The following is a 26393-nucleotide window of genomic DNA, read 5'->3' on the forward strand; positions in this document are numbered from 1 at the left end:
AACCTCCTGACTCCCTTTCGGTTGCATAATTTCTATTCGTCTATAGGCTCAGGCATATATTAAACATATTTTGCCCGGAATGAAAAGAACAACCCTTTATTCAGGTTGCTCTGTTTCAATACCTATACTTGTAGACGAAATGGTTGGTGAAAAGGTTTCGTAATTTTTTTAAGCTTCGCCGCTGTTATCTTGCTGCATCAGCGATACGCTGCGTTGCGGCGTGAACGTGGAGATGGCATGCTTGTAGACCATTTGCTGGCGTCCGTCGCTGTCAATGACGATCGTAAAATTGTCAAATGCCTTGATCGTCCCGCGGATTTGGAAGCCGTTGGTCAGATAGACCGTAGCAGGAATATTTTCTTTCCGCAGTTGGTTCAAGAACGTATCTTGGATGTTGATGGACTTGTTCATTAGCCGTACCCCCATTGGTTCATTTGAATTCGTGTTCAAGTAATATTCAATATCGCTGAGTAGCTTTCGTGCTATTATATCATGAACAGTTTCATATAATCCACAAAAACCCCTTGTCTGCTATTTTACCCCCATTCTTGGCGAGGTGAAAAAATAGAAGACTTACCCATTATACACCGCTTGTCTGTTTTGCAAAAGAGGGACTAAATCTTCATTTTAAAGCACATTTATGCGTTGTTTAGCGAATGCTCAATCTCTACCATCTGTTCTAGTGATAAGTAAAAACCTCTATCCTTTTGATAACTAAAAGGTAGAGGTTTACATATCTTGATCTAATCGATGCATGTCAGAAGAATACTAATAATCGCTCAAATCAATCAAATTTTCGTGTAATCAATTCACTTATCTGCTTGTATTTCCCTTCAAAATCCTGGGTATCCGTCATGTCCACCCATTCAATATCCTTCATATGGCGGAACCAGGAAAGCTGCCGTTTGGCAAACCGACGTGTATCCCTCTTCAACCACTCAACCGCAGCTTCCCAACTCACTTCCCCTTGCAGGAACGCTGCAATCTCCTTATACCCCAGTCCTTGCATGGAAATATGACCTCTGGCCACTCCGCGTTCCAACAGGGACTTCACTTCATCCACCAGACCTTGTTCGATCATCAGATCAATCCGCTCTTCTACCCGGGCGTACAACTTCTGCCGATCCATTGTCAAACCAACAATAAGAAGGTCATAAGGCGACTCTTTCTTCTGTACTGCCAGCTGATCAGACCACTTCTCGCCTGTGAGATGATGGATCTCAAGCGCACGTACAATTCGCCGCTGGTCATTCGGATGCAGACGATCCGCACTAACGGGGTCAACTTCCCTCAATCGATCATGTAGGGCCTGTGCTCCGTGTTGCTCCGCATAGCTGAATTGTTCCTCTCTGAACGCTTCATCTGAACCACTATCCGAAAATTGGAAGCCGTAACATACTGATTCCACATATAGACCAGTGCCACCTACAATAAAAGGCATTTTACCGCGTTCATGGATTTCACTAATCAATCGTGTACAACTCTCCTGAAACTCGGCCACAGAATACGGATACTCCGGTTCATGGATATCAATGAGATGATGAGGTACACCCTTCATTTCTTCAGAGGTAATCTTGGCAGTTCCGATATCCATTTCACGATATACCTGCATCGAATCGCCTGAGATAATCTCACAATTGAAAGCTTGGGCAAGCTCGATGCTCATTCTTGTTTTGCCTACTGCTGTTGGTCCAACCAGCACAAGTAGTTTAGGTTTTGGTTTAACTTCCACTTTCAACATTAATCACTCCGTACAGGGTTTTTGCATTCGCCCGATCAAGTATTTCAAATCCGAGCCTGTCAAACTCCGCGCTGCCGCGCTTTTCTTTCATGACTACCCGTTTACGGGCGACACGTTTTGCTTCCATAATGCTCTGTTCATCCAGCGCGTGAGCATTTGCATAATCTCGTAAGGGCTGTATAGCACTTGAATCCATCATCGGTTCCCGGAACATGGGGTCAAAATATACGGTATCACAGCTTCGATCCGGCATGGACCGCAGTAACTCAAGATGATCCACATGCCGCAGATCTATGCGCCGGAAAGCCTCATCCACCAAGGGCTGGTTGCTTTTATAATGGGACATGCCCTCCAGCAGCAGGGTATAGAGTGCTTGAGAACTTTCACAGGCGATGACTTGTCCACCCTTCCCAGCCGCAACCGAAAATACCAGCGCGTCTGAACCGAGTCCAGCGGTACAATCCACAATGGTGTCTCCTTCGAGTACCGCACCAGCTTCCAGCATGGGATCAGCTTCCCCTCTAAGAACACGTTTAGCACGAACAAATCCCATACTGGGGTGAAACTCAAGCTCCGTTGCATCCTTGCGAAACAAGCGTGCTCTGCCATTGAGCACGACCAGTATTTCGTTGATACCATAATGTTCAATCAGTTTGGGTAAAGACGTTCTATTGCGCGGTACGTAGGTACCTCCTGTCGTTTCGGCGAGCTTACGCGCACGCTCCACCTGAGAGGCAATCTCCTTGTCACCGGTTGTAATGTACATAATGTCCCCCTAAATAACTACATCACTCGTTTAAATAATTTTTCCAGATCATACGTTGAAAATGAAACCACAATCGGCCGCCCATGTGGACAAGTGTAGGGCTGACGACATGAACCCAGACGCTGAATTAACACTTCTGCTTCCTGATCCGTCAGCTTCTGGTTCGCTTTGATGGACGCCTTGCAGGAGCACATAATGGATGCAGCTTCTCGCATCTTGGCCACATCTATGCTGCGTTCACTAAGAACCCATTCGGACATTTCTTCAATAATGTCTTTCTCGTCTCCTTTGGGGAACCAGAACGGATGGGAGCGCACACGGAACGTCTGTCCACCAAAATGCTCCAAATATACACCTGCCTGCTCGAACCAGGCCAGTCTAGTTTTCAGCTTTTCCGTCTCCGAAGGTGTGAACTCCAGCGTAATCGGCAGCAGTAACTCTTGTGAGGCCTGTGCAGGGTTGCCAAACTTCTCGTAATAGTACTCATAATTCACACGTTCATGGGCAGCATGCTGATCAATCAAATATAAGCCTTGGTCATTTTGCGCGATCAAATACGTACCATGATGCTGTCCGATCAGACTCAGCTCCGGAAATGCGGGCATGGATGCATCTGATTTGATGGCAGCAGCAAGTTTAGTGGCATCAGGCAGACCTGAAGTTTTCCACGTCCGTTCACCTCTGGCAATCGAAGACGGATTATACGATGAACGTGCTTCCCTAACCGGTGAATATACGGAATCGGAGCGATACGTAGCTGGTTTGCCTTCAGCCAGCGGTTTCTCTGTTGCTCCACGATCCCCACCATCTTGAGAAGAGAGGTCAGATTTGGGAACAGTTTCGGTAGAACTTGTATTTGAACTTGTACTTGTACTTACATCCTTAGTGCCTTCTTGCACGTTAACGGATGTCTGCCCCCCGTCATGACTAGCAATCTTCTGCAAAATATCCCCGTTCCAACTTTCTAACTGCACAGGGGGGTGTGTAATCTCAGGTGGAGCTTCTGGCAACGGCACTGAGTGACCCTGTTCAGATACCTGCTGTGCTGTGGACACATCCGCCGGAGCATCCAAATCCAGATCATCATCTTCGGCAGTCACCTTCAGCGGTGCAGCAGTAGGTTTCCCGAGTGGACCTTGTTGACCATATCCTTCTGCATCAGATGCATCTTTCAGCGGACCACGTGGAAAGAGGAATTGCTCCTGGATAAAGGAACTATCGTCTCCACGTCGAATCTGCTGTTTTTTGACCTGTGGAATCAATACCTCCTGCCGGAGAATCCCCCGTAATGTTGTCTCTATGAATTCATACAGTTCTGGTTCCTTGCTGAAGCGAACCTCCAACTTGGCCGGATGCACATTCACATCCACAAGAGATGGGTGCATCTCCAGTTGCACCACAACAAGCGGGAAGCGATTAATGGGCAGCAAGGTATGGTAGGCTTTGAGAATCGCCTGATTGAGACCGTAATTGCGAACAAATCTCCCATTAACAATCGTTGACATACCATTACGGTTCGCTCGTGTCCATTCTGGCAGACTGATCAGCCCGCTCACCCGGTAATCCAGACTTTCTCCCTGGATGGGAAGCATCGCTTTCGCAGCACTTGTCCCATAGATCGCTGCAACCACTTGCAGCAGATCGCCATTACCCAACGTCTGAAGCAACACATTCTCATTATGGCGCAGTCGGAACGAAATGTTTGGATGAGACATCGCCATCCGGTATAGGACATCTGATATATGTCCCAGTTCCGTCTGAATCGTTTTCATATATTTGAGTCTGGCTGGCGTATTGTAAAATAGTTCTCTCACTGCAAAATCTGTACCTTGGGGTGAGGTTGCATCTTCATGAGAGACAAGGTTCCCGCCTTCAATTACGATGCGGCGCCCCCGCCCATCATTATCACTTGCCGATAATACCTCTACCTTGGATACTGCTGCAATACTCGCCAAGGCTTCTCCACGGAATCCAAGACTTGTGATCTGGAACAGATCTCGGCCATGAACTATTTTGCTGGTCGCATGACGATAAAAGGCTGTTTCCATATCCTCTGGCTCAATACCTGTACCATTGTCTTTGACACGAATACTGAGGAGTCCGCCCTCTTCCACCGTCACTTCAATCTTGGTGGCGCCTGCATCCACCGAGTTTTCGAGTAACTCTTTGACAACTGAAGCAGGCCGTTCGACCACTTCACCCGCCGCGATCTGGTTGGCAATATGTTCATCAAGCACATGTATTTTCGCCACAGGTTTTCCCCTCCCTTATACTCAGGATAATTGCTGTGCCTTCAATTTGAGATCATTCAATATCTGCATCGCCTGAAGAGGCGTCATATTCATGACATCGATATCTTTCATCGTACGGATGAATTCTCGCGCTGGTTTATCCACCGCAACTACATCCGGTTTCGTTGCCACATTCGGCTCATCATCCCCAAAGATGGACAGTTGAACCACATCCGAATGGTTTGCGCTGGACTGTGCTTTGCTGTTTGCTTTCTTGGCATGTTGCTTCCCTGCCGAATCTTCAATAGAAGGTGTGTACTCTGCAATATCCACAATCTCGTGTTCCCGGATCAATGGTGCCGAATCCGTGTGCTGGAATTCTCCACCTTTTAATTTCAAGCCTGCTTCCTGCTTCTCGTTTCCGATATATTCACTGCCCACAGCTACTTGCGCGGCCGCATATTCGAACCCATGCAATAGTCCATTCGCCCGCTCAATAATGCTATCAGGCAGACCTGCAAGGCGTGCACAATAGATACCATAACTGCTGCTGGCTGCCCCGGCAATCAATTTGCGCAGGAAATTAACTTTGTCACCGCTCTCTTGTACCGCCATCGAGTAGTTGGCCAGCTTGTCCAGACTCTCCTCCAGATGAGCAAGCTCATGGAAATGAGTTGATACAAGAGCTTTACAGCCGATAATATCGTGTACATATTCAATAACAGACTGAGCAATCGCCATACCTTCGCTGGTCGATGTCCCACGTCCCAATTCATCGATAATAATCAGACTGCGTGGTGTGGCTTTGTCCGTCATGACCTGAATGTCGGCCATCTCCACCATGAATGTGCTTTGTCCGCCAATGAGATCATCCGCGGCACCGATCCGTGTGAAAATGCGATCCATGATCGGCACTTCCGCCTGACCCGCAGGTACAAAACAACCCACTTGCGCCAAAATGGAGATTAAAGCGACCTGTCGCATATACGTACTCTTACCAGCCATATTTGGACCGGTAATCAGCAGAATACGTGCCTCTTCCTTGGTCATTGCCGTGTGATTGGCAATAAATGCGCCATCTCGCATGACCGCCTCAACGACCGGATGGCGTCCTTCTTCCACAACCAGATCATAGCCGTCGGTCAACGTAGGACGTACAAAGTTTCGCTCAGCACTAATCACCGCAAAAGATTGATACACATCAATTTCCGCTACCTGTTCGGCCAGCTTCTGCAATCTTGCAATCTCTTTGTTCAGCCGCTCGCGCAGCTCTGCGAACAGCCCATACTCAATATCAACCATTTTGTCCTGAGCTTCGAGAATCAGCGTCTCTTTTTCCTTCAACTCCGGCGTAATGTAACGTTCTGCATTGGCAAGTGTCTGTTTACGTTCATAACGTCCCTCTGGCAGCGCGGACAGATTGGACTTGGTGATCTCGATATAATAACCAAATACTTTGTTATATCCAATCTTCAGCGATCGAATGCCTGTCGCCTCACGCTCTCTCGCTTCCAGCTCGGCAATCCACTGTTTCCCGTTAACCGAAGCCTCACGCAATTCATCCAGACGTTCATGGTACCCTTCACGAATCAGACCTCCGTCCCTTACCGATACCGGCGGCTCGTCCACAATAGCTTGCCCGATGGCTTCACGCAGATCATTGCAATCATCCATCGTTTCGGCAATATGCTGCAATGTTGCGGAAGATGATCCTGCGCAATGTTGACGAAGTCCTGGAATTTTCTCCAGCGATGACTTGAGCGCATTCAGGTCACGACCATTGGCATTACCAAACGCGATCCGACCTACCAAACGTTCCAGATCGTAGATGTCTTTGAGTTCTGCCCGAAGGTCCTCACGCAATATAAACTGGTTGTACAGTGTATCCACTGCTTCAAGGCGCTCATTAATCTTCCCTTTTTGCAATAATGGCTTATCGACCCAGCGACGCAACATCCTTGCACCCATGGACGTCTCGGTCCGATCAAGCAACCAGAGTAATGAACCTTTTTTGGAGCGTTCACGCACAGTTTCCACCAATTCCAGGTTCCGGCGGGTAAACGGGTCCAAGATCATATAATGATCTGGTTCATACGTTGAGATTTGTGTTAATTGTCCTAGAGAACGTTTCTGTGTCTCACTCAGATAGGAGAAAAGACGTGCAATGCACGCTTGACGTTCAGGCTCTAATCTGGCCCACACAGCCTCGCCAAACTGCTGACGGACCAGATCTTCCTTATTCTTTGTCCAGGACGTGTAGACCACAGGGCGACCGATTGGAGACGCCTCGGCTTCTACCGTTTCAAGCAGCGCTGCATCCCCTACCAGCTCCGATGGTTCGTAGATGCCGATTTCATCTGTAAGCCACTCCTTGGAATAGGGCACCGATGTCACATACAACTCACCCGTTGACAGATCACAGGCCGCCAGCGCCAACGTATTTTGATTACCTGTAAGACAGACCATGTAGTTGTTGGACTTATCCCCCAGCGTTTTGCCTTCCATCACCGTTCCGGGTGTAACCACACGTACAATTTCACGTCGTACCATGCCTTTCGTTACACTTGCATCTTCCATCTGTTCACATATCGCAACTTTATATCCTTTTTCAATCAGACGCTGTATGTAATTGTCAGCCGAATGATAAGGTACACCGCACATCGGAATTTTATCATCCGTGCCTCCGTTACGTGCGGTCAGCGTGATCTCTAGTTCACGGGAAGCATTAATTGCATCCTCAAAGAACAGTTCATAGAAGTCACCCAGTCTAAAAAATAGAAAAGCATCCTGTGCTTCGGCCTTCACTTGCAAATATTGTTGAATCATTGGCGTATACTGAGCCATGATGAATATCCTCCATCCCGTTCCTATAATGTCAGGAAGAAACGCGTCCTGGAAGGACAATAAGACGGTCAGGCACTGTGTTTGCGCCTCCGCCTTATGTGTTGGCTATTCGCCACTTCCTTCAAGGGTTGCTGCTCCATATCTTCCGTAGCTATCACTTATAAAGGTTGTTCAAAAAGTCCGCTTTTGATTACGAAAAATGCCTAGTGGCATCATCAGCGTCGAATATGGCATTCAGCCGAAATGTCCGTTGCTCACGTAGTTTTCCTACGCTCCGCTACTCCATTTCTAGCTTCATCCCATCTTCTCGGTACTGAAAACCGTTCTTTTTGAACACGTACTTAAAAAGACTTGTTTCTTATTATATCAAAAAAACGTCCGTACTTCATGAACCTGCCCGAATATTCCAGAGTTTGCGAATATCGCGGCTCTCATCCCATGTTCTTCCCAGTTTTAATTGAAGGATTAACGGAGACGCATACCGTTCATAACGTGCATATCCATCCAACTTCTTCAGATCATCTACGAGGGCTGGGATGTGTTCCTTAATCATTTCCCGCTTTCCTTCATAAAAAGCGGCATGAACCTCAGCTTTCGCCAACGGTCGCTGCCGTAATTGAGTATACCCGCTCGCGATCAGACCTGCCAAGGCCACAACACCTTTCGCAACAAGGGGTGACACAAGAAAGCTGGGTAACGTACGATACTCAAACCCACCATAGGATTTCAGACGAAAATCACCAAGTGCTCCATAACGGGGTCGCCTTCCCGATCCACGGGGGTCTTGAAGAAATGCCAGTGGCAATGCCAGATAATTGTCCAGTGCACGAAGCAGTTCCCCGGTAAGATTCACCCCGCTAAAATGAATATGACCACCCAAAGGTAACCCCCGTTGTGGCATCCCTCCTGCCTGCCAGATGAGCGAGTGATCACTGATGCTGCGGGAAGCGGCTGCAAATGCCCTCATCAGATGGGCCAGCAGTTCTCGTGGTTCGGAGCTGGGAGCCGGTCTCAGTTCGGCAACCGGATATATGCGCCGTCCACCAATCGTCACGGAATCACAGCCTGCCATTCCTGTACGTTCAAGAAATTTGGAGGCGGGTACGATTTTGGATTCCGGCATCTGCACCAGAAGAAACTCCGGGTCCATGCCGAGTATCGGAGTGGGTCTGTGATTCGCCTCCTCATCCAGCAGTTCCTGATGCTGCTTCCAGCTTTCCCTATAGGTAGCAGCAAGGTTGGTCACCCCTTTCCAGGGACACGAGTCGATCGAAATCACTGCACATCCGCCATTCTCTGAAGATTCCATTCGAACAGCTCCATGATCCAGTCCTAGCGTATACAGCGTTTTGATCGCAAGTCGTTCTATGCGCTTGAACAAGGTTGAACTCGCTTCACGCTCCAACAGAGTTTCCTGTGCCCCTCCCATGCCACTAGTATCCTTGCGCTTGATCCGGATTGCCTGCAGACAACTTATCTCTACGTCATAGCGTACACGCAAGCCTGGTTCACGTTTGCGCCGATCGTGCAGTGACAGTACTTCAATGCCTGCCTGTTTCAGCCGTTCTGCACGTTCTCCGGCAGTCATCCTTTCATATCGGCGCAGCGCTTCCTCCGCTTGTTCCATCACATTCATCACGTCCCCCCTCCCGGATCATGCAACTAAAATAAAAATAACCCCGCAATGCGGAGCCTTCCCGTGAAAGGTATTCCAGGCACATTGCGAGGCTCGTTACCACCCATTTTTCAATATTTAAGAAGAAAGAGGGCTTACGCCCTCTTCACCGTGCCTTCTGGCGCATATGATACCTTAGGTTATCAAATACAGGCGTCAAACTCACAGCTCATCGTCGAGCAGATCGGGATCGAGATCGTCATAATCTCCATCGGCACTGCCAAAGTCATAGTCCTTGTCTTCGTAATCACCGCATCCATCTGTGCAGACCTTCACACAAACTTTAGTCTCGGCAACGAGTTCCACAGCGAATTCCCGTTCTACCCGGATAATTACACTGCTTCCACCTGCTGATACTGTGGCTTCCACACAGCTAGGTTCCTGCGTTGCATCCGCAGATACCTCTACTGTGGAAGTCCGGTGTTTCGGGTCCAGATAGGACAAAGGCACATGTTCTACATACGAGACCGTTTCTTTGGCTACATCCGTCTGAGAATTTTTGTCGTAGGAATACCAAATGTTGATATCGTAAGTACCAATAACTTCAATTCCGTCACCCGCTGATACGGCTTCATATTGGTGGTTGATAATCCAAGCCCCCAAAATACTTGTCGGACCATTTGGCGGAGTCACGGTATGTGTTACGGTAGAGAACTTACGACCTTTGCCGCAGATCGCCTTCGTGATAATCTCTCTACATTGATGTTTATGACTCAATGACATCTTTAAACCTCCTCCATACAATCATTCACTACAAGTGTATGCAGGGCATTCGTCTAGGGTGACAACTATTTTCTATTATTCGTTTGTAGATTGGGACCGGTCCGAGATTGGGGACGGCGCTTTGTCCTTCTTCGCGACTTTCAGATACAGCGCGAGTTCACGGCACAGCTGGAGAATTGCAGAACGAATCTCGAATTCTTCCCTTGTATCCGGCAGCTCCATACGTTTGAATTCTTCTTGCACATCCGCAAGAAGTTTTTCAGTTCGTCCGGTGTAAGATTCAGTAAGTACATCCTGACTAAGCTGATCGAACAGCTCCGATACCATTTCCGCATGTGGCATCTTCTGATAGATCTGGGACACCAGATGCATCATGTGCTGGATGGAGTCCAGCTGCGTTTTGCGCATATAGAAGTAGACACTCCATTCCTCATTCGGATGAATCACCTGATTCTCCAGAGACCGCTTGGCAGCATCAATACCGCCCAGAATCGCTTGATCTGCTTCAATCAGCTCTCTCCCCGCCCATGCTTCATTGGGATTACGCAGCGTGGCCGCAAATTCCTTGAAAATCTTCGAGAAGAGTTCATCGATTCGTTTCCGAATGCGCAGCATCTGTGGATCTGCTGCCGGCATATAGGCCAGGTTAACCGCCATTGCGGAACCAAGGCCAATTAACAGCAAAGCAATTTGTACAAGGACGACATGCACGTCCATCTCCCCGCCGCCGAACACCCGAAACACCACAACAGAACCTGTAACAATACCTTCTTTGAAGCCTACCCGGACAATAGCCGGGAATGCGATCAATATGTATACCCCCAGCACCCAATAATGGAAGCCTAGAAAGTGAAAAAGTACACTTGCAAATAAAAGTCCAACTACGGAAGCAAAGAACCGCGCCGATATGGTGCGAATACTTCGTTTTCTCGTTACATCCACGCCAAGAATGGCAAGCAATCCCGCTGATGTTGGTCCCGGCAAGCGACACCAGTCTGCAATCAATACAGCCATTAATGCGGCGATTGCAGTTTTAATTACCCTAAAACCCATTTAATATTCCATCTCCTCTAAGCTGCAAAAAAATTCTTAGCCAGCTCGTCGCCTCTTTCATTATCATGACTAGTATGTCTCATCCAAAAGTAAACTAGACGACATCAACCGACATGCGCATGCATGCCGGTCACAGCAACACGCCCCGAATGAGGGACGCTGGCAAGTTAGATCGTTGCGACAGAACCTCAAGGCCCTCTTCTCCAATCATCGCATTCATTCCGGATCTGCGCGGAATAATCATACTAAATATGGTACTTGATTTTACGGTATCGGGCAACGTGACACCCCTTGTGAAATTGTATACATATCATACCCGGTCACATTACGAGTAAAACACTACGAATCACCTGCGGCCAGCCAGCATTTTGCGTTCTGCATAGACAACAAGTTGGTACATGGCTGTTGCAACAGCAGCAATAATTAACAGACTTGATAATACAAGCGTGAAGTTGAATACCTGGAATCCGTAGATAATCAGATAACCGAGCCCTTGTTTTGCGACCAGAAACTCACCCACAATTACACCCACCCAAGCCATGCCAACGTTCACTTTCAAGGTGGATACAATCGCCGGAAAAGAAGCAGGTAATACAACTTTCGTAAAAATCTCGGAACGGTCTCCACCAAACGTACGAATGACTTTAATATAATTGGGATCCACTTCATTGAAGCTGTTATACACGACCAATGTCGTGATAATGACCGTGATGGACAATGTGGTCATAACAATGGCTGTAAAACCCGCGCCGAACATCACAATAAAGATCGGGCCAAGTGCTACCTTTGGCATACTGTTGAACACAACCATATAGGGGTCCAACACTTTGGACAAAAAAGGAGACCACCAAATTAAAACCGCAAGCAAGGTTCCCACCAGTGTTCCCAGCAAAAAACCAACTGCCGTTTCCCCTACGGTTACCCCAACATGTGCCCACAACTCGCCACTAGCGATGTCCTTGCCAATCTGGGCAAAAACCTTACTCGGATAACTGAATAACAGTACATCAATCCAGCGAAGTCTGCCTGCCACTTCCCATAGCAAAAACATACATACTAACATAGATAATTGTACGGCAAGCACTTGATGTCGCCATCTGGCCACCTGCTGAATATGATTCCGATGCAGCTGCCCCATCCATTCGTCACGCTTTTCCTGCTTCGGATTCATTGGATTCACGCGTCTTCCTCACCTCCCCCGGGCTGATCCAGTTCACTCCATAACGCCTGAAACAACGCATTGAATCCTTCTTGTTCCCTGGCATGAAACGGCTGAGCCTTCCGAATTCCATCGGGGATGATAAACTCACGACGGATGCGGCCGGGATTGCGATCAAGCACAATGACGCGGTCACTGACCGCAATGGCTTCAGACAAATCATGGGTGACGAGAACGGATGTTTTGCCAAACTGTTTTAACGTGTCCGAGACCAGATCCTCCAATTGCAGCTTGGTTTGATAATCAAGTGCTGAGAATGGTTCATCCAACAATAAAATCCCTGGGTCGGTTGCCAGCGTGCGCACCAGGGCTACTCGCTGTCTCATGCCTCCTGAAAGCTCTGAAGGGTACTGATTCTCCGTTCCGGCCAACCCCATACTTACCAGCAGTTCCCGTACACGCTCACGGCTCCGTTCATCCAGTCTGCCTGTTAGTTCAAGACCGATCAAAGCATTATCCAGAATGGTCCGCCATGGAAACAGATAGTCCTGTTGAAGCATATAACCAATCTGTGCTGAGGGGCCGCCAACAAGTTTGCCTTTAACCTTAACCTCTCCTCGGGTGGGTGTGAGCAGACCGGCAATGATCGACAACAATGTCGTTTTACCGCATCCACTCGGTCCAACCAGACTGACGAACTCTCCTTTTTGGATCTCCAGACTCAAGTCCTCAATCACCAAGGAAGCTTCCCGCTCGCTGACGTATACTTGAGAGATCCCCTCCAGTCGGATCACACTTTCGGATTCAGGCATTCTGCTCACTTCCTTTCCTGAATACCCCATTACTTTGATTTCGTAGCTTCTTCCGCATAGGCATTATCCACAATGGCATTCAAATCCACGCGTTCTTTCAACTCTCCGGCGGCACTCATGACATCAAGCAGATTGTTCCACTCTTCCTCATCAATGATTGGATCCGTTGCATAGCTGCCCTGTTCCCTATAACGGTTCACACTGCTTACCAAAATGGCTGGATCGATGTCTTTGAAAAAAGGAGAAATGACTTCAGCGATCTCTTCAGCCGTATGGGAATCCACCCATGCCTGCGCTTTGTGTAGACCATTCGTAAACTTCTGTACGATATCCTTATTGTCGTTAAGATAACTCTGTTTCGTCATGAAGACGGTATAAGGCAGAAGACCACCTTCTGTGCCAAAAGATGCAACAACCTTGCCCCGACCTTCTTGTTCAAAGATAGATGCCTGGGGTTCAAACAGTTGAACATAATCACCCGTGCCTGAGGCAAAAGCAGACGCAATGTTGGCAAAGTCCACATTTTGAATCAGCTCCAGATCACTTTGCGGATCAATGCCATGTTTGTTCAGTGCGAACTCCCCTGCCATTTGCGGCATGCCGCCTTTGCGTTGACCGAGAAATGTGGAATCCCTCAGTTGCTCCCAATCGAAGCTATCTTCTGTGTTACGAGCGAACAGAAATGTACCATCCGTCTGGGTGAGCTGGGCAAAGTTAATGACCGGATCTTCCGCTCCCTGCTGATAGACATATATGGACGTCTCCGCCCCTACCAGTGCGATATCCACCGAACCTGCGAGTAATGCCGCCATCGTTTTGTCACCACCAGCAGTCGTTTGAATATCCACCTCAAGTCCCTGCTCTTCAAAAAAACCTTGAGCCACAGCGACATACTCCGGTGCGTAAAATACCGAACGAGTCACTTCGCCAATCGTAATCTTGGCTTCATTCTCTTCCTTATTACAGCTGGTGAGTGCCACAATGATAATCAGCAGAATAACGATGCCCCGGACGAACCATGGCGTGTATTTCATGTTGTTTCCCTCCTTCACTGGTTTCAGCAGTTTCTCTCTATTATGGATATGCCGATGCCCAACAAAAGGTTAAGAACTTAAATGCAAAAAAGAGCCGGGCAATAATGCCCGACTCTTCAGCTCTTCGAAATGTTATTCAATATGGTATATATGGGATACCTACAGCTTGTAAATCTCGGCGTATTTGGCTTCCAGATAATCGGCCAGATAATCCGGGTTCAATTCTTCACCCGTTACGGCAACAATCAATTCGGAAGGTGTGCGACTTCTACCATACCGATAGATCTTGTCTGTAAGCCATTCCTTAATTGGAATCAGATTACCTTCGGCAATGAAGGTATCAAATTCCGGCATTTCCTTGCGCAATGTATGTAGAATTTGAGCTGCATACATATTACCCAGAGAATACGAAGCAAAGTAACCAAAGTCACCACCAGACCAGTGAACATCCTGAAGAACGCCGTCTCCATCATTCGTTGGCATAATACCGAGGTATTCCTTGTATTTTGCATTCCAGGTCTCCGGCAGGTCTTTCACTTCCAGACCATCGTTGAATAACATTTTCTCAATCTCATATCGGATAATAATATGCAGGTTATAGGTCAGTTCATCCGCTTCAATCCGAATGAGTGAACTCTCCACCCGGTTGATTGCACGATAGAAATCTTCCAGTTCAACCTCGCTCAGTTGCGGGAAATGCTGCTGCAAATCTTTGTAATAACGTGTCCAGAATGGTAGGCTGCGACCAATCATATTTTCCCAAAGACGGGACTGGGACTCATGAATCCCCATGGACGTTCCTTCGGCAAGAAGGGTACCCGCCAGACTGTCATCAATATTTTGCTCGTACAGGGCATGTCCGCCCTCATGCAGTGAACTGAAGACTGCGCTTGCTACATCATCTTGCAGATAATGTGTTGTGATCCGCACATCACCCGGGTTAAGGCCCGTTGCAAAAGGATGAACACTCTCGTCCAATCGTCCAGCTTCAAAGTCATAGCCCATTTGTTCCAAGATGAACAGACTGAATTTTTCCTGCTGTTCGGTGTCAAACAACTGATTCAGGAACGCTGTATTTGGCTTGTTTTCTGAAGCATTAATCTTCTCTTGCAGAGGCACCAAACGTGCTTTGAGGCGAGCGAACACAGCGTCCACTTTCTCAACCGTCAGATCCGGTTCATACATATCAAGCAACGTATCATAACGTGTATCCTTCACACCCCAATAATCAATAAACTCCTGTTTGAGCTTAACGATATCTGTCAGATATGGGGAGAACCCTGCAAAATCACTGTTATGCTTGGCATCTTCCCATGCGGTTTCGGACTTGGCCGTGAGCACGGTATATGCTTGTACTTTTTCCGGTGGTACGGATTGACTGCGATCATATTCTTTCTTGCAATCTTCAACCAGACGACGATCTATATCTTCGAGCTGTTCCAATACCGCTGGAGTCGTTAATGCATCCAGGTAAGTCTTCATGTCAGCCGAGGTTTGCAACTTGAATGCTTCGGTGGACAACATACCCAGCGTCTCCGAACGAGTCGGAACGCCTTTTTTCGGCGCACCTGTGCGCAGATCCCAGTGAAGCAAACCAATGGCTTCATGATAGCTCTTAATTTTACGAGCCAGATTACGGAAGGATTCCAAATGTTCCTGTGTTTGTTTATCCATTGTTATCGTTCACCTCTTCAAAAAAAATGTTATACCCTATTGATGATACTTTTTGCATTGCGTATAATCAACTTTTAACAGATGAAAATTGCATTATTCTCCTTAAGATACGTGTTCAAAAAGTCTGATTTTCATTACCGAGAAGATAGAAATGGCGTTCAACTTCGATGCTGATGATGCCCTCAGGCATGATTCGTAATCAAAAGTGGACTTTTTGAACAACCTCTAAAGGGTTGGAGTAATGCCATCTGCTGACCGTGAAATACTATTAAAGCAAAGGCGCGTAGGACAAGCTGCATCATATGCAAGTGGCCGTGCTCGTCGTATTGGATAACAGGAGGCAATGGACATGAACAACATTCAAGAGATTTTGACTTACAACAAATCATTTGTCGAGACCAAAGAATACGAAAAGTATACGGCTGGCAAGTTTCCAACCAAAAAGATGGTTATCATCACTTGTATGGATACACGTCTGGTGGAATTGCTGCCCAAGGCTATGAACTTGAAAAACGGCGATGTGAAAATCATCAAAAACGCAGGCGCAATTATCTCTCAGCCTTTCGGGAGTGTAATGCGTAGTGTACTTGTCGCCATCTATGAATTGGGTGCAGATGAAGTCCTGGTAGTGGGACATACGGAATGTGGTATGGCTTCCCTTCACGCTGAGACCATGATTGGACATATGGTAGAGCGTGGTGTATCGGAAGAAGTCATGACTACTCTGGAGAATTCGGGCATCCGTTTACAAAAATGGTTGCGTGGGTTTGACAGCGTTGAAGAAGGGGTAAAACATACTGTGGAAGTGATCAAAAAGCATCCATTACTTCCTCCCAATGTACCCGTCCACGGCATGGTTATCGATTCTGCCACAGGTGAGCTTGATCTTGTCGCTGAGGGGTATGGACAACAGGCATCTCTCTAAATGGTTTGGAGTGCGGACCTTATGGTTCGCACTTTTTTTGTCTAAATTAAGGCAGTTGTTCTGTCAGGTTGTCAAACCATACAGTTTCAGTGTACACTTTTTATGAAAGCGGTCAAAGAAAGTAAAAACGATTGTTCTCTCTGACCTAGCCCTAATATTAAGGAGACATGTGCATGAACATACTTTCCTACGGATTGCTCGGGCTGCTCACCCGCGAGGAGTCATCGGGCTATGATCTGATGCTGAAAATCCAGCCACATTGGCAGGCGAAACACAGCCAGATCTACCCACTCCTGTCCAAGATGGAAAACGATGAGTTATTGGCCTCCCGCTGGGTACAACAGTCTGACAAACCGGACAAGAAAATGTACGCAGTTACGGAAAAAGGCATTGAAAAGCTCTTGGAATGGATGATTACTCCTGTTACCGCACCTGTTACACGCGATGAATTTAATTTGCGTATTTTGTGTGTTGGCATAGCGGAAGACGGAAGCATGAGACGCATTCTTAACGAGCGTAAAAGCTGGTTTATGGAACGCATACGTTATTTCGAGGATCTGAAGTCACGTATACCTCAGGATAATCTTCGTGTAGGCAACCGAGACTTTGGAAGCTACATCCTGGTACAAAAAGGGTTGATGCACGCACAAACAGGCCTGGAATGGTGTCATTGGGTTACCCAATTGCTTGATGGCCAAGCTGCAATTCAAGACCCAAGTCCAAGCGTTTCAGAAATTTAATAAAATTTGAAACGTTGCTGCAAGTTGACCGTATTACATGAGTAAGGTCCATTTTTGGGCGATTCAAACAAATTAATCGGGGGGTTACGATCTTTACAATGAAGAAAAAATTCGGAGTTAAACATCTAATGATGGTATTTATGGCCTTTACATTATTGTTCGCAACAGTGGGAGTAGCGAATCCGGATTCTGCAGATGCAAGACGCGGTGGCGGATTCAAATCCGGTACAAAAAGTTATAGCAATACACCTAAGAAATCCGACAGCAATGTAAGCAAATCGAATACGAATAACAATTCCAGCAATGGAGCAGCTACAACGAACCGTGGCGGATTCTTCGGCGGTGGCGGCGGATTCATGAAAGGCATGATGCTTGGTGGTCTTGCTGGTATGATGTTTGGCGGATTGTTCGGTGGCATGGGCGCTCTGGGTAACATCCTTGGATTGCTCGTGAACGTTGCAGCAATTATGTTGATTGTTATGCTGGCTATGGCACTCTTCAGAGCCATCTCCAATCGTCGCAAACCTGCAGCGGATGGTCGTTATGACCGTCGCAATGATCGTGATGATGACCATAACAGAAATGGACGGTACTAATCTCTATGGTTCTGAGCATGGATGAAATTGTGAATGCAATCTGTATTCATATGGCAGAACGTAAAGGTGTACGTCCAACCGATGTGAATGTAGAACTGAGTTGGGAAGAAGATACAGGTTATTCCGCTGAAGTTTGGATTCAAGGCCGTAGTCAATATCTGGTGGAGTCCAATATGATTGAAGCGATTCTTCGTTACCTGCACAGTGAATACAACATCCGGGCGTACCGTGAGAATGTACGACTTGATCTGGATGAAGAAATCACAGCGATCGTTAATCAATAAGATAGGTCACTCACTGGCCTGATATACGAAAGGCCGCCTCCCCTCTGTCGCCTGACAGAGATGGAAGGCGGTCTTTTTGTTTCTGTATTTGTAGCTCTATTTGTGCGTCTATTGTAGTCTCTATACGTCTCTGTGTTACGTTCTAATTCTTGGAAACTACGATTGAAGTTTAACCAGGCTGTAGTTCTTCTTACCTTTACGGATAATGATGAATTTACCGCCAATGGCATGCTCTGCCGACACTGTGAATTCAAGCTCCGTGATTTTCTCACCGTTCATGGAGATCGCGCCTTTAGTGACATCCTCACGCGCCTGGCGTTTGGATGGCTCCAACCCCAGATCTACGAGCCAGTCGACGATATTTTTCGCTTCCCCGTCCGTTTCGAATGTTGGCATTTCCTTGAAACCCTGCTCGATTTCATCTGCTGTCAGGGAACGGATATCACCACTGAACAGCGCCGCTGTAATACGCTTAGCCTGTTCGAGCATTTCTTCGCCGTGAACGAATTTTGTCATTTCTTCCGCGAGTGCTTTCTGTGCTTCACGTCTGTGCGGCTCTGTCTCTACCTTTTCAGCCAAAGCTTCGATTTGTTCTTTGCTGAGGAAAGTAAAGTATTTCAAGTATTTAATGACATCACGGTCATCTGTATTCGCCCAGAACTGGTAGAACTCAAATGGTGTTGTTTTGTTCGGGTCAAGCCAGATTGCGCCGCCAGCTGTTTTACCAAATTTGGTACCGTCGGATTTGAGCATGAGTGGAATGGTCAGACCGTACGCCTTCGCTTCAGATCCTTCTTTTTTACGAATCAGATCAAGACCACTTGTGATGTTACCCCATTGATCCGAACCACCGATTTGAAGCTGTACATCTTCGTTCTGGAACAGGTGCAGGTAGTCGAGTGATTGAAGGATCTGGTAGGAAAACTCGGTGAACGAGATTCCGCCTTCCAATCTGCTCGCAACCACATCCTTAGCCAACATTGTGTTAAGGTTAAAGTTTTTGCCGTAGTCACGCAAGAATTCAATCACATTGATTTTGTGTGTCCAATCGTAGTTGTTCACCATGCGAACCTGATTATCACCGTCTGTTACGAACAACTTCTTCATCTGCGCTGTCAGTGCATCCACATTCTCCTGCACTTGCTCCATCGTTTGCAAAGAACGCTCAGCCTGCCGACCACTTGGATCACCAATCGTTCCTGTAGCTCCACCAATCAGAATGACTGGACGGTGTCCTGCCAGTTGAAAACGTTTCAGCATCATGAATGGAATGAGATGTCCGATATGCATGCTGTCCCCCGTAGGGTCAACGCCGCAGTACAATGAGATTGATTTGGTTTCGGTCAACTCACGCAGTCCCTCTGCATCTGTCTGCTGGTTAATGGCGTCACGCCACTGTAGTTCATCAATAATATTCATGTGTATAACCCCTTTTCTATCCTCAAGATTCAGTCATGATCTACGTTAAAATACGAAATTACACGCTGGAACGGCTTTTTTGGACACAAAAAAATCGCCTCCTTGTCTTCATTAGACACAGGGACGATTATCATAACCGTGGTACCACCCAAATTGCATGGACAACACGTGAGCTTAACACGTTATCCATACCACTTTTGGCAATATATCGTTTGCCCATCCGCTTGGCATTACCCAAGTACTCCAGAGTGTAATTCGCAGCCCTTGTATGTATCAGGTTCCATCAACCCCTGACTTTCTGTAACAGGGACAAAGCCGCTACTGCGCTCTATCAACGTGATTCATGTATTCAATTTATAGCAAGTATAGCCGAACGTTTCAGTCATTGCAAGACCAAGTATACAATCTTTGAACTGAACCACGGATGCACAGTTGAAACCAGATTATATAATCATCATGTTCAATTTTCCGTGATAATAACCATACGCTTTCTCCGCGACCTGATCCTCATTGTTCCAAAACTGCAGATCTAACGCATCTAACTGCTGCTCTTGTTCCTTTGTCAGGAATTTAGGTATATCCCATAGTTCAGTAAGCCTTTCATCCTCTTTCAAGTGCTCAATGCAGCCATATGCTGACGTTATAATCTCCACGACTTGAGTCGCACCAATGATATGTAATGCCCGCAACGCGTAACGGTATACCTCTTCCCCCCAGTTGCAGAAAAACTGTATAAAACCGCCATTAAAGACATCCGCCTCTAACAGCCATAAAGCTGCAATGTCCTGCTCGTTCGAAGTCAACGATGCCAAGCCCTGTTCAGATTCATTCTTTTTTTCGACAAATAACACAGCAAAGTCATACCATACATCATTAATATCTTGCTCGCTCATGTAACACACCTCACTTTTCTTTATGCATGCTCTCTAACTCCTGTCGTTTACCCGTCTGATGCCAATGTAAATACGGATCACCGATCTGCTGGAAGGCTTCCAGAACACCCCTGTTCAGGTCCTTCATCACTTCATTTGTGTAGTTCAAATGCGTCTCTTTATTATCCACGCCATGTCTTTCCAACAACCCTACATGCGTCGCGGTGAAAATAATATCTTCCAGCAACCAATAGATGACTCCATCCGGCTGTTTCACCCGTTTCTCCAATGAAACGAGACCACGTTCGTATATTCGAACGATATACGCATCTTCTTCAGCCTCTACATAAGGCACCCCATCCCATTTAAAGCTCTCAAACAAGCGGTTAACATAGTTCTGCATCTGTTCCCTAGGGAACGATGTACGCTCTAAAAGCTGTAAAAGGATGTCTGCCAATTGTTCTTTGCTTAACATGTTGGACATGAATGCACCTGCCTCTATAAAGTAACGTCGATGACAGAATGAAAAAATGAAAAAGCTGCCCAAGGCAGCCTCTTCATTCCATACTGTTCAATCAGGTCCCACAAAAAGTCTGATACGAAGTATTGCATTGTGCAGGTAGTTCGGCATATTCAGCCTGCTCAGGTGAGTGCGCAAACGGATCTGAAAGAACTGCCAAAAGCTTCTGCATCACGCTAAGATCTCCGTGGTTCTCCGCTTGCTCAAGGGCTTCCTCAACCCGATGATTGCGGGGAATGACGGCTGGATTGTTCGTTCTCATCAACTCCCGAGAGACTTCCTTCTCCCTTTGCTGTCTGTCCAATCTTGCTTGCCACCGCTCATTCCATTCAGCAAATTCTGGCGTGCCAAACAAAGCTGTCCCTTCCAACCTATCAAAGGTCAATGCCAGGAACGTATTGGTGTAATCTGCACTATGCTTCTCCATGAGTTCAAGAAGCTCCTTGATCAACGCTTCATCTTCGGCCTCTTCATCCAACAAGCCCAGTTTGGCACGCATTCCCTTGAGCCAATGATGATGGTACAATTCAGAAAATTGTGCGATAGCATCCTGAGCGAGTTGCACGGCCTGTTCTTCATCTTCATGCAGCAACGGCAGAAGCGTCTCGGCAAAACGAGCCAAATTCCACCCCGCAATATACGGTTGATTACCATAAGCATAGCGACCTTGCCTGTCAATGGAGCTAAATACGGTTGAAGGATTGTAAGCATCCATAAAGGCGCACGGACCATAATCGATGGTCTCACCACTGATCGCCATGTTATCCGTGTTCATCACGCCATGAATGAAACCAACACGCTGCCATTGGGCAATGAGTGCCGCCTGCCGTTTAATTACTTCCTGAAGGAGCAAAAGATAGCGATTCTCAGCTTGGGCAACATCAGGAAAATGTCGATGCAACGTATAATCAGCCAACGCCCGAAGATCGTCGATAGATCCCCATCTGGCTGCATACTGGAAGGTTGCTACCCGGATATGACTGGAAGCCACCCGGGTTAAAATGGCACCCGGCCGCTCTGTTTCACGGATAATGTTTTCTCCTGTTGATACCACCGCCAGACTGCGTGTCGTTGGAATACCCAGTGCATACATCGCTTCACTAATAATATACTCACGCAACATGGGCCCTACAGCAGCACGTCCATCTCCCCCACGGGAGTAGGGTGTTCTTCCTGATCCTTTGAGCTGGATATCCACTCGCTCGCCCTGTGGCGTAATCTGTTCACCCAGCAGCAAAGCACGTCCATCTCCAAGCATGTTAAAATTGCCAAATTGATGTCCTGCATAGGCCTGAGCCAAAGGCTCGGCTCCTTCCGGAATCGAATTACCTGCAAAAATTTGCGCTCCTTCATCACTGTCAAGAGACTCCACATCCAGTCCTAGGCTGGATGCAAGCAGTCGATTGAAAATGATCAGCTTTGGTGATTCAACAGGCACTGCGCCCTGACTTGTAAAAAAGGGTTGCGGTAACTTCGCATAACTATTCTCCAAGTTCCACCCTTTGTTCAATGTTTCTTGTTGCATGGTGATCACAACTCCTTTTCTGTACCCCAGGGATATCCCTTGGTTATATTGTAGCCTTGTGAACCAATGCTCATTTATGTAGTCGCATGGAAATTCAATGTAAGATGTTGTTGACTTAAACGAACATCTAAAATGTTCTTGATGAAACTTTAGCATATTTGCATGCCTTTTGCATTCCTCATGAATCGTAAGCACAAAAAAATCCAAGAGATTTCTTTGCCAAGTGGAATCAGTGTCTTTCACTCCACTTCCCAGAAAACCCTCTTGGATCTATTCCTCTTACTACCAGATGACACATCTGTTATTACAAAGATTACGTGTGTGCTTCTTGAGCCTGTACAGGCTGTACTGGCAAGCTCTCTTTTTTCAAAGCAAGGTTAAAGAAGACATTAAGCAGGATCGCTGACAGGCTTCCCGTGATAATACCATCGCTAACAATAATCCGAATACTTTGAGGAAGCTGGGCAAACAGGTCGGGTACAGCAGTAACGCCGAGCCCAAGTGAAACGGAGCAAGCCACGATCAATAGATTGGATTGTTTGCCAAAGTCGACGTTTTGTAGCATTTTGATCCCGGATGAGACGACCATTCCAAACAGGACAACAGTCGCTCCTCCGAGGACAGCACTTGGAATAATGGTTGCAAAAGCAGCTACCTTCGGAATGAGTCCCAGAAAGATTAGAATACCTCCGGCTGCAACCACCACATTGGTCGTTTTCACCTTGGAGAGCTGAACCAAACCGACATTCTGAGCAAATGTATTGTATGGAAAGGCATTGAATATGCCACCTAGAACAAACGCGAGACCTTCTGCGCGATATCCCCGTGCCAGATCTTTTTCGTTGATTGGTTGATCACAGATTTTGCTCAAAGCCATAAATACACCTGTTGATTCGATGATAACCACCGTACCTACAATAATCATTGTAATGATTGGGCCGATTTCGAAGGTAGGCCATCCAAAGTAAAAGGGTTGAGGCAAATGGAACCAGGAGGCTTCCTGTACAGAGGCAAAATTCACTTTTCCCATGATAGCTGCGATGAGGGTTCCCACAATAATACCAAGGAGAACAGCCAGGGATTTAACAAAACCACGAGCATATCGATTCAGGATTAGAATGAACAGTAATACACCAAATGAAAGCGCCAAATTGTCCAAACTTCCGAAATTCTCGCTGTTTGCTCCACCCGCCATGTTTTTAATGCCGGTTGGGATTAGCGCAAGACCGATAATGGTTACCACTGTACCGATCACAACTGGCGGAAACAATTTGACGATTTTGCTAAAAAATACGGCAAAGATGACGATAAATAACCCGGCTGCGATGATAGACCCATAAATGGCGGGAATTCCGTACTGCGATCCAATCGCAATCATCGGTGTCACCGCTACAAAAGAACTTCCGAGCACCGCTGGTAAACCAATACCCAAGTACTTCCCTTTTCGAGCCTGAAGCCATGTTGCAATCCCACACGTTAACAGATCAATGGATACCAGATACGCCAACTGCTCTGCAGTCAGATTTAATGCTCTGCCCACAAGCAAAGGCACCAGAATTGCTCCCGCATACATCGCGAGTACGTGCTGAATACCCAGTGAAAAAACTCTCATCTTTTTGGTTTCTTTCATTCCCAAGTTGCCCCCCTGAAATTAGAATCAACAGAACCGCTGCAAAATCATGTTATGTTGATTCACATTATATAAACTATTCAGGGAAGTTCCATGATTCATAACATAGAATTGTGATAAGAGATAAAGAGTCCAACTAAAATTGGGCGTGTTATACAAAAGGTACTCTCAGACCGTTTATATCGTGTTATATTAGTTGACGTGGAAAATTTAAATAATTCTTTACACTCAGAAGCAATGAAACATGAACTTTGGATATAACTTCAGTGATTCATGTAAATTCATGTTAATGCATAATGTCAGAACATCATTTCTTTCATATTCTCAGCTTGTCGTGTTAAGAGGCTTGATGTTAAAACGTTGCTCCATTACCTCTCCGTTCTGGTGAACCCTCTCCGTAAAAAACACTTCTTCTCTGTTCATCAGAACAACGGATGAAGCTCTGGTCCCATAGTCGAATTTCTCACTTCTAACAAAGATGGGAGAAAGCAAACGTTCCCATTCCAATGGAACACTTGTATGGGGTAAAAGCTCATCCACTGAAGGGTCTGCCATTTGCAGCAAACCTAATATTTGTTCTGTCAGGGTTGCTTCGTCCTCCCCTTGGATGATTTTCTCCAGTCCTTCTTTCCCACGTTTCACCTTGGGCCAATCTGTATTAATCAAGTGATTACTAATCCCGTATATTCCAGGTTTCAACTTCATCACAACATTACCCACATTAGAATAATAATAGAGGTCGTCAGGATCACCTACTAACAAATTGTAGCCAGGATAATCATTGCGACTTCTCTCCGCGTGTTGTATATATTGCTCAGGTGTGGACGTTCCCTTTAAAAAATCAGCAACCAGATCTCCTCTTGAGCCCTTGGCATGTATATCTTCATTTGGATCACGATAATTCGTAACAGCAGCCAGACGCCCACCTTTGGTTACGCCCATCCAGGTTCCCATTTTCGACAAATCCCGGCCAGCCAATATATGAGGATGGTCTTCCCAATAGTGTGCTTGAGCCGTAGGTCTGTGATAGAATTCATCCCTATTTGATCCCAATATAAGCGGATACTTTGGATGCATGTTATAAGCAAATAAAATTAAACACATGGGGATCCTCAACTCCTATATTCGTTAAACCTCTGATTTCGCGCCTTTAAATAGCATAATCAACTACAATTACATCTTCCACCCAACCATCGAGGGAAGCTACAAATGCCTGATGAGCAGGATGTGGACCATAAGCGCGCAATGCCTCCTGATCTTCAAACGTCACTCTCAATCCAATCGTGTAACCTTGAATACGGTCCGTTTCTTCCGTTGCATTAATTCCTGCGGTCAGCCCGACAATCCCCGGGATTTGTTCCTGTAACGCGAGTAATTGATCCACCAATTCCTGCTGTTTGGCTAACGTGGTTTTATCGTTAAATTTAAAAACAACCAAATGTTCAAACATCTTGTTATTCCTCCCCTGTCCATTCGAATAGTCATGCAATTTCGTTAAATGAAGTTAATTCAACAATTCCAATCCGCCCATCATATAGGGTACGACTCTGTTGGCTAATTCAGCCGGGGATTCCTGCCCTCCTTCAATATTCCATCGATATGTCATCCCATAGATCGACCAGCTCAGCATGGTTGCAGTAATTTTCAGTGTTTTGGGATCTACATCTCCCGCTACTTTGCTCATTAATTCAAGAAGGAATTGCTCCAGCTGTGTCTTGATGTTTTCTTCAATAATTGGCGCAACTGTCTCATATTTTTTGATGCATCCATTACTTGAGACGTGATAATCACATAATGAAAATATAAGCTGCTGTATGGTTTCGGCTGATAACCGGGCATCCGGGTCTACCCTTTTCGTTACATATTCCATAAAAGCATCCGATAACAAGGCTTCAAGCAATGCATATTTATCCTGAAAATGGGCGTAGAATGTAGCCCTGTTAATTGTGGCTTGTTCCGTAATGTTTTGAATCGTAATGCTGTTGAAATTTTTAAGATTCAATTGGTTTAAAAACGCATCAAGAATTAATTGACGCGTGCGGATTACACGCGGATCATTCGAGTTTGGAGACAATACACCAGACATGCCCCAATCCTCCTTTGTACACAAAATATTTGGCTAGACTCCTTCATTATAGATAAGTGTTATTTGTTCAACAAGTGAAAGTAA

24 protein-coding genes and 1 other annotated feature are annotated in these 26393 nt (G+C 46.4%); of the genes, 4 read left to right on the forward strand and 20 right to left on the reverse strand.

What is annotated here, in order from left to right:
• Positions 1-168: 168 nt before the first annotated feature.
• The 12 genes from hfq to NST33_RS18855 form a co-directional block, all read right to left on the reverse strand.
• On the reverse strand, positions 169-411 hold the full coding sequence (gene hfq, locus NST33_RS18800; RefSeq protein ID WP_017687918.1) for an RNA chaperone Hfq: 243 nt from the start codon (positions 409-411) through the stop codon (positions 169-171).
• 373 nt (positions 412-784) lie between these two features.
• The gene (gene miaA, locus NST33_RS18805) at positions 785-1741 is read right to left on the reverse strand and encodes a tRNA (adenosine(37)-N6)-dimethylallyltransferase MiaA (RefSeq protein WP_260632777.1); all 957 of its coding nucleotides are present in this window, start codon (positions 1739-1741) and stop codon (positions 785-787) included.
• Complete coding sequence (locus NST33_RS18810) at positions 1722-2507, reverse strand: class I SAM-dependent methyltransferase (protein WP_221821695.1); 786 nt, start codon at positions 2505-2507, stop codon at positions 1722-1724. Before NST33_RS18810 ends, miaA begins: the two co-directional genes overlap by 20 nt.
• A 17-nt stretch (positions 2508-2524) precedes the next feature.
• The gene (gene mutL / locus NST33_RS18815) at positions 2525-4759 is read right to left on the reverse strand and encodes a DNA mismatch repair endonuclease MutL (RefSeq protein ID WP_339304658.1); all 2235 of its coding nucleotides are present in this window, start codon (positions 4757-4759) and stop codon (positions 2525-2527) included.
• A gap of 21 nt (positions 4760-4780) precedes the next feature.
• On the reverse strand, positions 4781-7582 hold the full coding sequence (gene mutS, locus NST33_RS18820) for a DNA mismatch repair protein MutS (protein WP_339304660.1): 2802 nt from the start codon (positions 7580-7582) through the stop codon (positions 4781-4783).
• A gap of 385 nt (positions 7583-7967) precedes the next feature.
• A complete protein-coding gene (locus NST33_RS18825; protein ID WP_339177187.1) occupies positions 7968-9218 on the reverse strand; it encodes a hypothetical protein in 1251 nt (416 codons plus the stop codon).
• 201 nt (positions 9219-9419) lie between these two features.
• Positions 9420-9980 (reverse strand): outer spore coat protein CotE, encoded by a 561-nt coding sequence (locus tag NST33_RS18830; protein ID WP_017687912.1) that lies wholly within the window; start codon positions 9978-9980, stop codon positions 9420-9422.
• Positions 9981-10055: 75 nt separating this feature from the next.
• Positions 10056-11033 (reverse strand): aromatic acid exporter family protein, encoded by a 978-nt coding sequence (locus NST33_RS18835; protein ID WP_339177189.1) that lies wholly within the window; start codon positions 11031-11033, stop codon positions 10056-10058.
• A gap of 346 nt (positions 11034-11379) precedes the next feature.
• A complete protein-coding gene (locus NST33_RS18840) occupies positions 11380-12204 on the reverse strand; it encodes an ABC transporter permease (protein ID WP_074096946.1) in 825 nt (274 codons plus the stop codon).
• 5 nt (positions 12205-12209) lie between these two features.
• The gene (locus NST33_RS18845; protein WP_076210074.1) at positions 12210-13004 is read right to left on the reverse strand and encodes an ABC transporter ATP-binding protein; all 795 of its coding nucleotides are present in this window, start codon (positions 13002-13004) and stop codon (positions 12210-12212) included.
• A gap of 29 nt (positions 13005-13033) precedes the next feature.
• Positions 13034-14038 carry an ABC transporter substrate-binding protein gene (locus NST33_RS18850; protein ID WP_339304662.1) on the reverse strand — a complete coding sequence of 335 codons (1005 nt, stop codon included), beginning with the start codon at positions 14036-14038 and terminating at the stop codon, positions 13034-13036.
• A 159-nt stretch (positions 14039-14197) separates the two neighbouring features.
• Positions 14198-15712 (reverse strand): carboxypeptidase M32, encoded by a 1515-nt coding sequence (locus NST33_RS18855; protein ID WP_339304664.1) that lies wholly within the window; start codon positions 15710-15712, stop codon positions 14198-14200.
• A 349-nt stretch (positions 15713-16061) separates the two neighbouring features.
• Here NST33_RS18855 and NST33_RS18860 point away from each other — a divergent pair, with 349 nt between their 5' ends.
• The 4 genes from NST33_RS18860 to NST33_RS18875 all read left to right on the forward strand — a co-directional run bounded on the left by NST33_RS18860 (position 16062) and on the right by NST33_RS18875 (position 18257).
• A complete protein-coding gene (locus tag NST33_RS18860) occupies positions 16062-16637 on the forward strand; it encodes a carbonic anhydrase (RefSeq protein WP_036613541.1) in 576 nt (191 codons plus the stop codon).
• Between the two features lie 173 nt (positions 16638-16810).
• A complete protein-coding gene (locus NST33_RS18865; protein WP_036613540.1) occupies positions 16811-17377 on the forward strand; it encodes a PadR family transcriptional regulator in 567 nt (188 codons plus the stop codon).
• 98 nt (positions 17378-17475) lie between these two features.
• A complete protein-coding gene (locus tag NST33_RS18870) occupies positions 17476-17973 on the forward strand; it encodes a hypothetical protein (protein WP_221821710.1) in 498 nt (165 codons plus the stop codon).
• Between the two features lie 5 nt (positions 17974-17978).
• A complete protein-coding gene (locus NST33_RS18875) occupies positions 17979-18257 on the forward strand; it encodes a YxcD family protein (protein WP_017687903.1) in 279 nt (92 codons plus the stop codon).
• Positions 18258-18413: 156 nt separating this feature from the next.
• Here the strand turns inward: NST33_RS18875 and tyrS are convergent, their stop codons facing one another.
• From tyrS to NST33_RS18915, 8 genes are all read right to left on the reverse strand, one after another.
• On the reverse strand, positions 18414-19676 hold the full coding sequence (gene tyrS, locus NST33_RS18880) for a tyrosine--tRNA ligase (protein ID WP_036672932.1): 1263 nt from the start codon (positions 19674-19676) through the stop codon (positions 18414-18416).
• Positions 19677-19792: 116 nt separating this feature from the next.
• Positions 19793-20020, reverse strand: a binding site (T-box leader).
• Between the two features lie 99 nt (positions 20021-20119).
• The gene (locus NST33_RS18885; protein WP_339304667.1) at positions 20120-20569 is read right to left on the reverse strand and encodes a DUF4375 domain-containing protein; all 450 of its coding nucleotides are present in this window, start codon (positions 20567-20569) and stop codon (positions 20120-20122) included.
• 10 nt (positions 20570-20579) lie between these two features.
• On the reverse strand, positions 20580-21032 hold the full coding sequence (locus NST33_RS18890) for an Imm63 family immunity protein (RefSeq protein WP_339304669.1): 453 nt from the start codon (positions 21030-21032) through the stop codon (positions 20580-20582).
• A 91-nt stretch (positions 21033-21123) separates the two neighbouring features.
• Entirely contained in the window at positions 21124-22593 is a 1470-nt protein-coding gene (locus NST33_RS18895) for a YdiU family protein (protein WP_339304671.1), read from the reverse strand.
• A 313-nt stretch (positions 22594-22906) separates the two neighbouring features.
• Complete coding sequence (locus NST33_RS18900; RefSeq protein WP_221821715.1) at positions 22907-24223, reverse strand: nucleobase:cation symporter-2 family protein; 1317 nt, start codon at positions 24221-24223, stop codon at positions 22907-22909.
• Positions 24224-24547: 324 nt separating this feature from the next.
• Positions 24548-25327: an NRDE family protein gene (locus tag NST33_RS18905; protein ID WP_339304673.1), complete on the reverse strand. Its 780-nt coding sequence runs from the start codon at positions 25325-25327 to the stop codon at positions 24548-24550.
• 46 nt (positions 25328-25373) lie between these two features.
• On the reverse strand, positions 25374-25673 hold the full coding sequence (locus NST33_RS18910) for a Dabb family protein (protein WP_237174833.1): 300 nt from the start codon (positions 25671-25673) through the stop codon (positions 25374-25376).
• 54 nt (positions 25674-25727) lie between these two features.
• A complete protein-coding gene (locus NST33_RS18915) occupies positions 25728-26309 on the reverse strand; it encodes a TetR/AcrR family transcriptional regulator (protein WP_076317587.1) in 582 nt (193 codons plus the stop codon).
• Positions 26310-26393: the final 84 nt, after the last annotated feature.

The organism is Paenibacillus sp. FSL L8-0435 (assembly GCF_037965655.1).
Taxonomy (GTDB): Bacteria; Bacillota; Bacilli; order Paenibacillales; family Paenibacillaceae; genus Paenibacillus.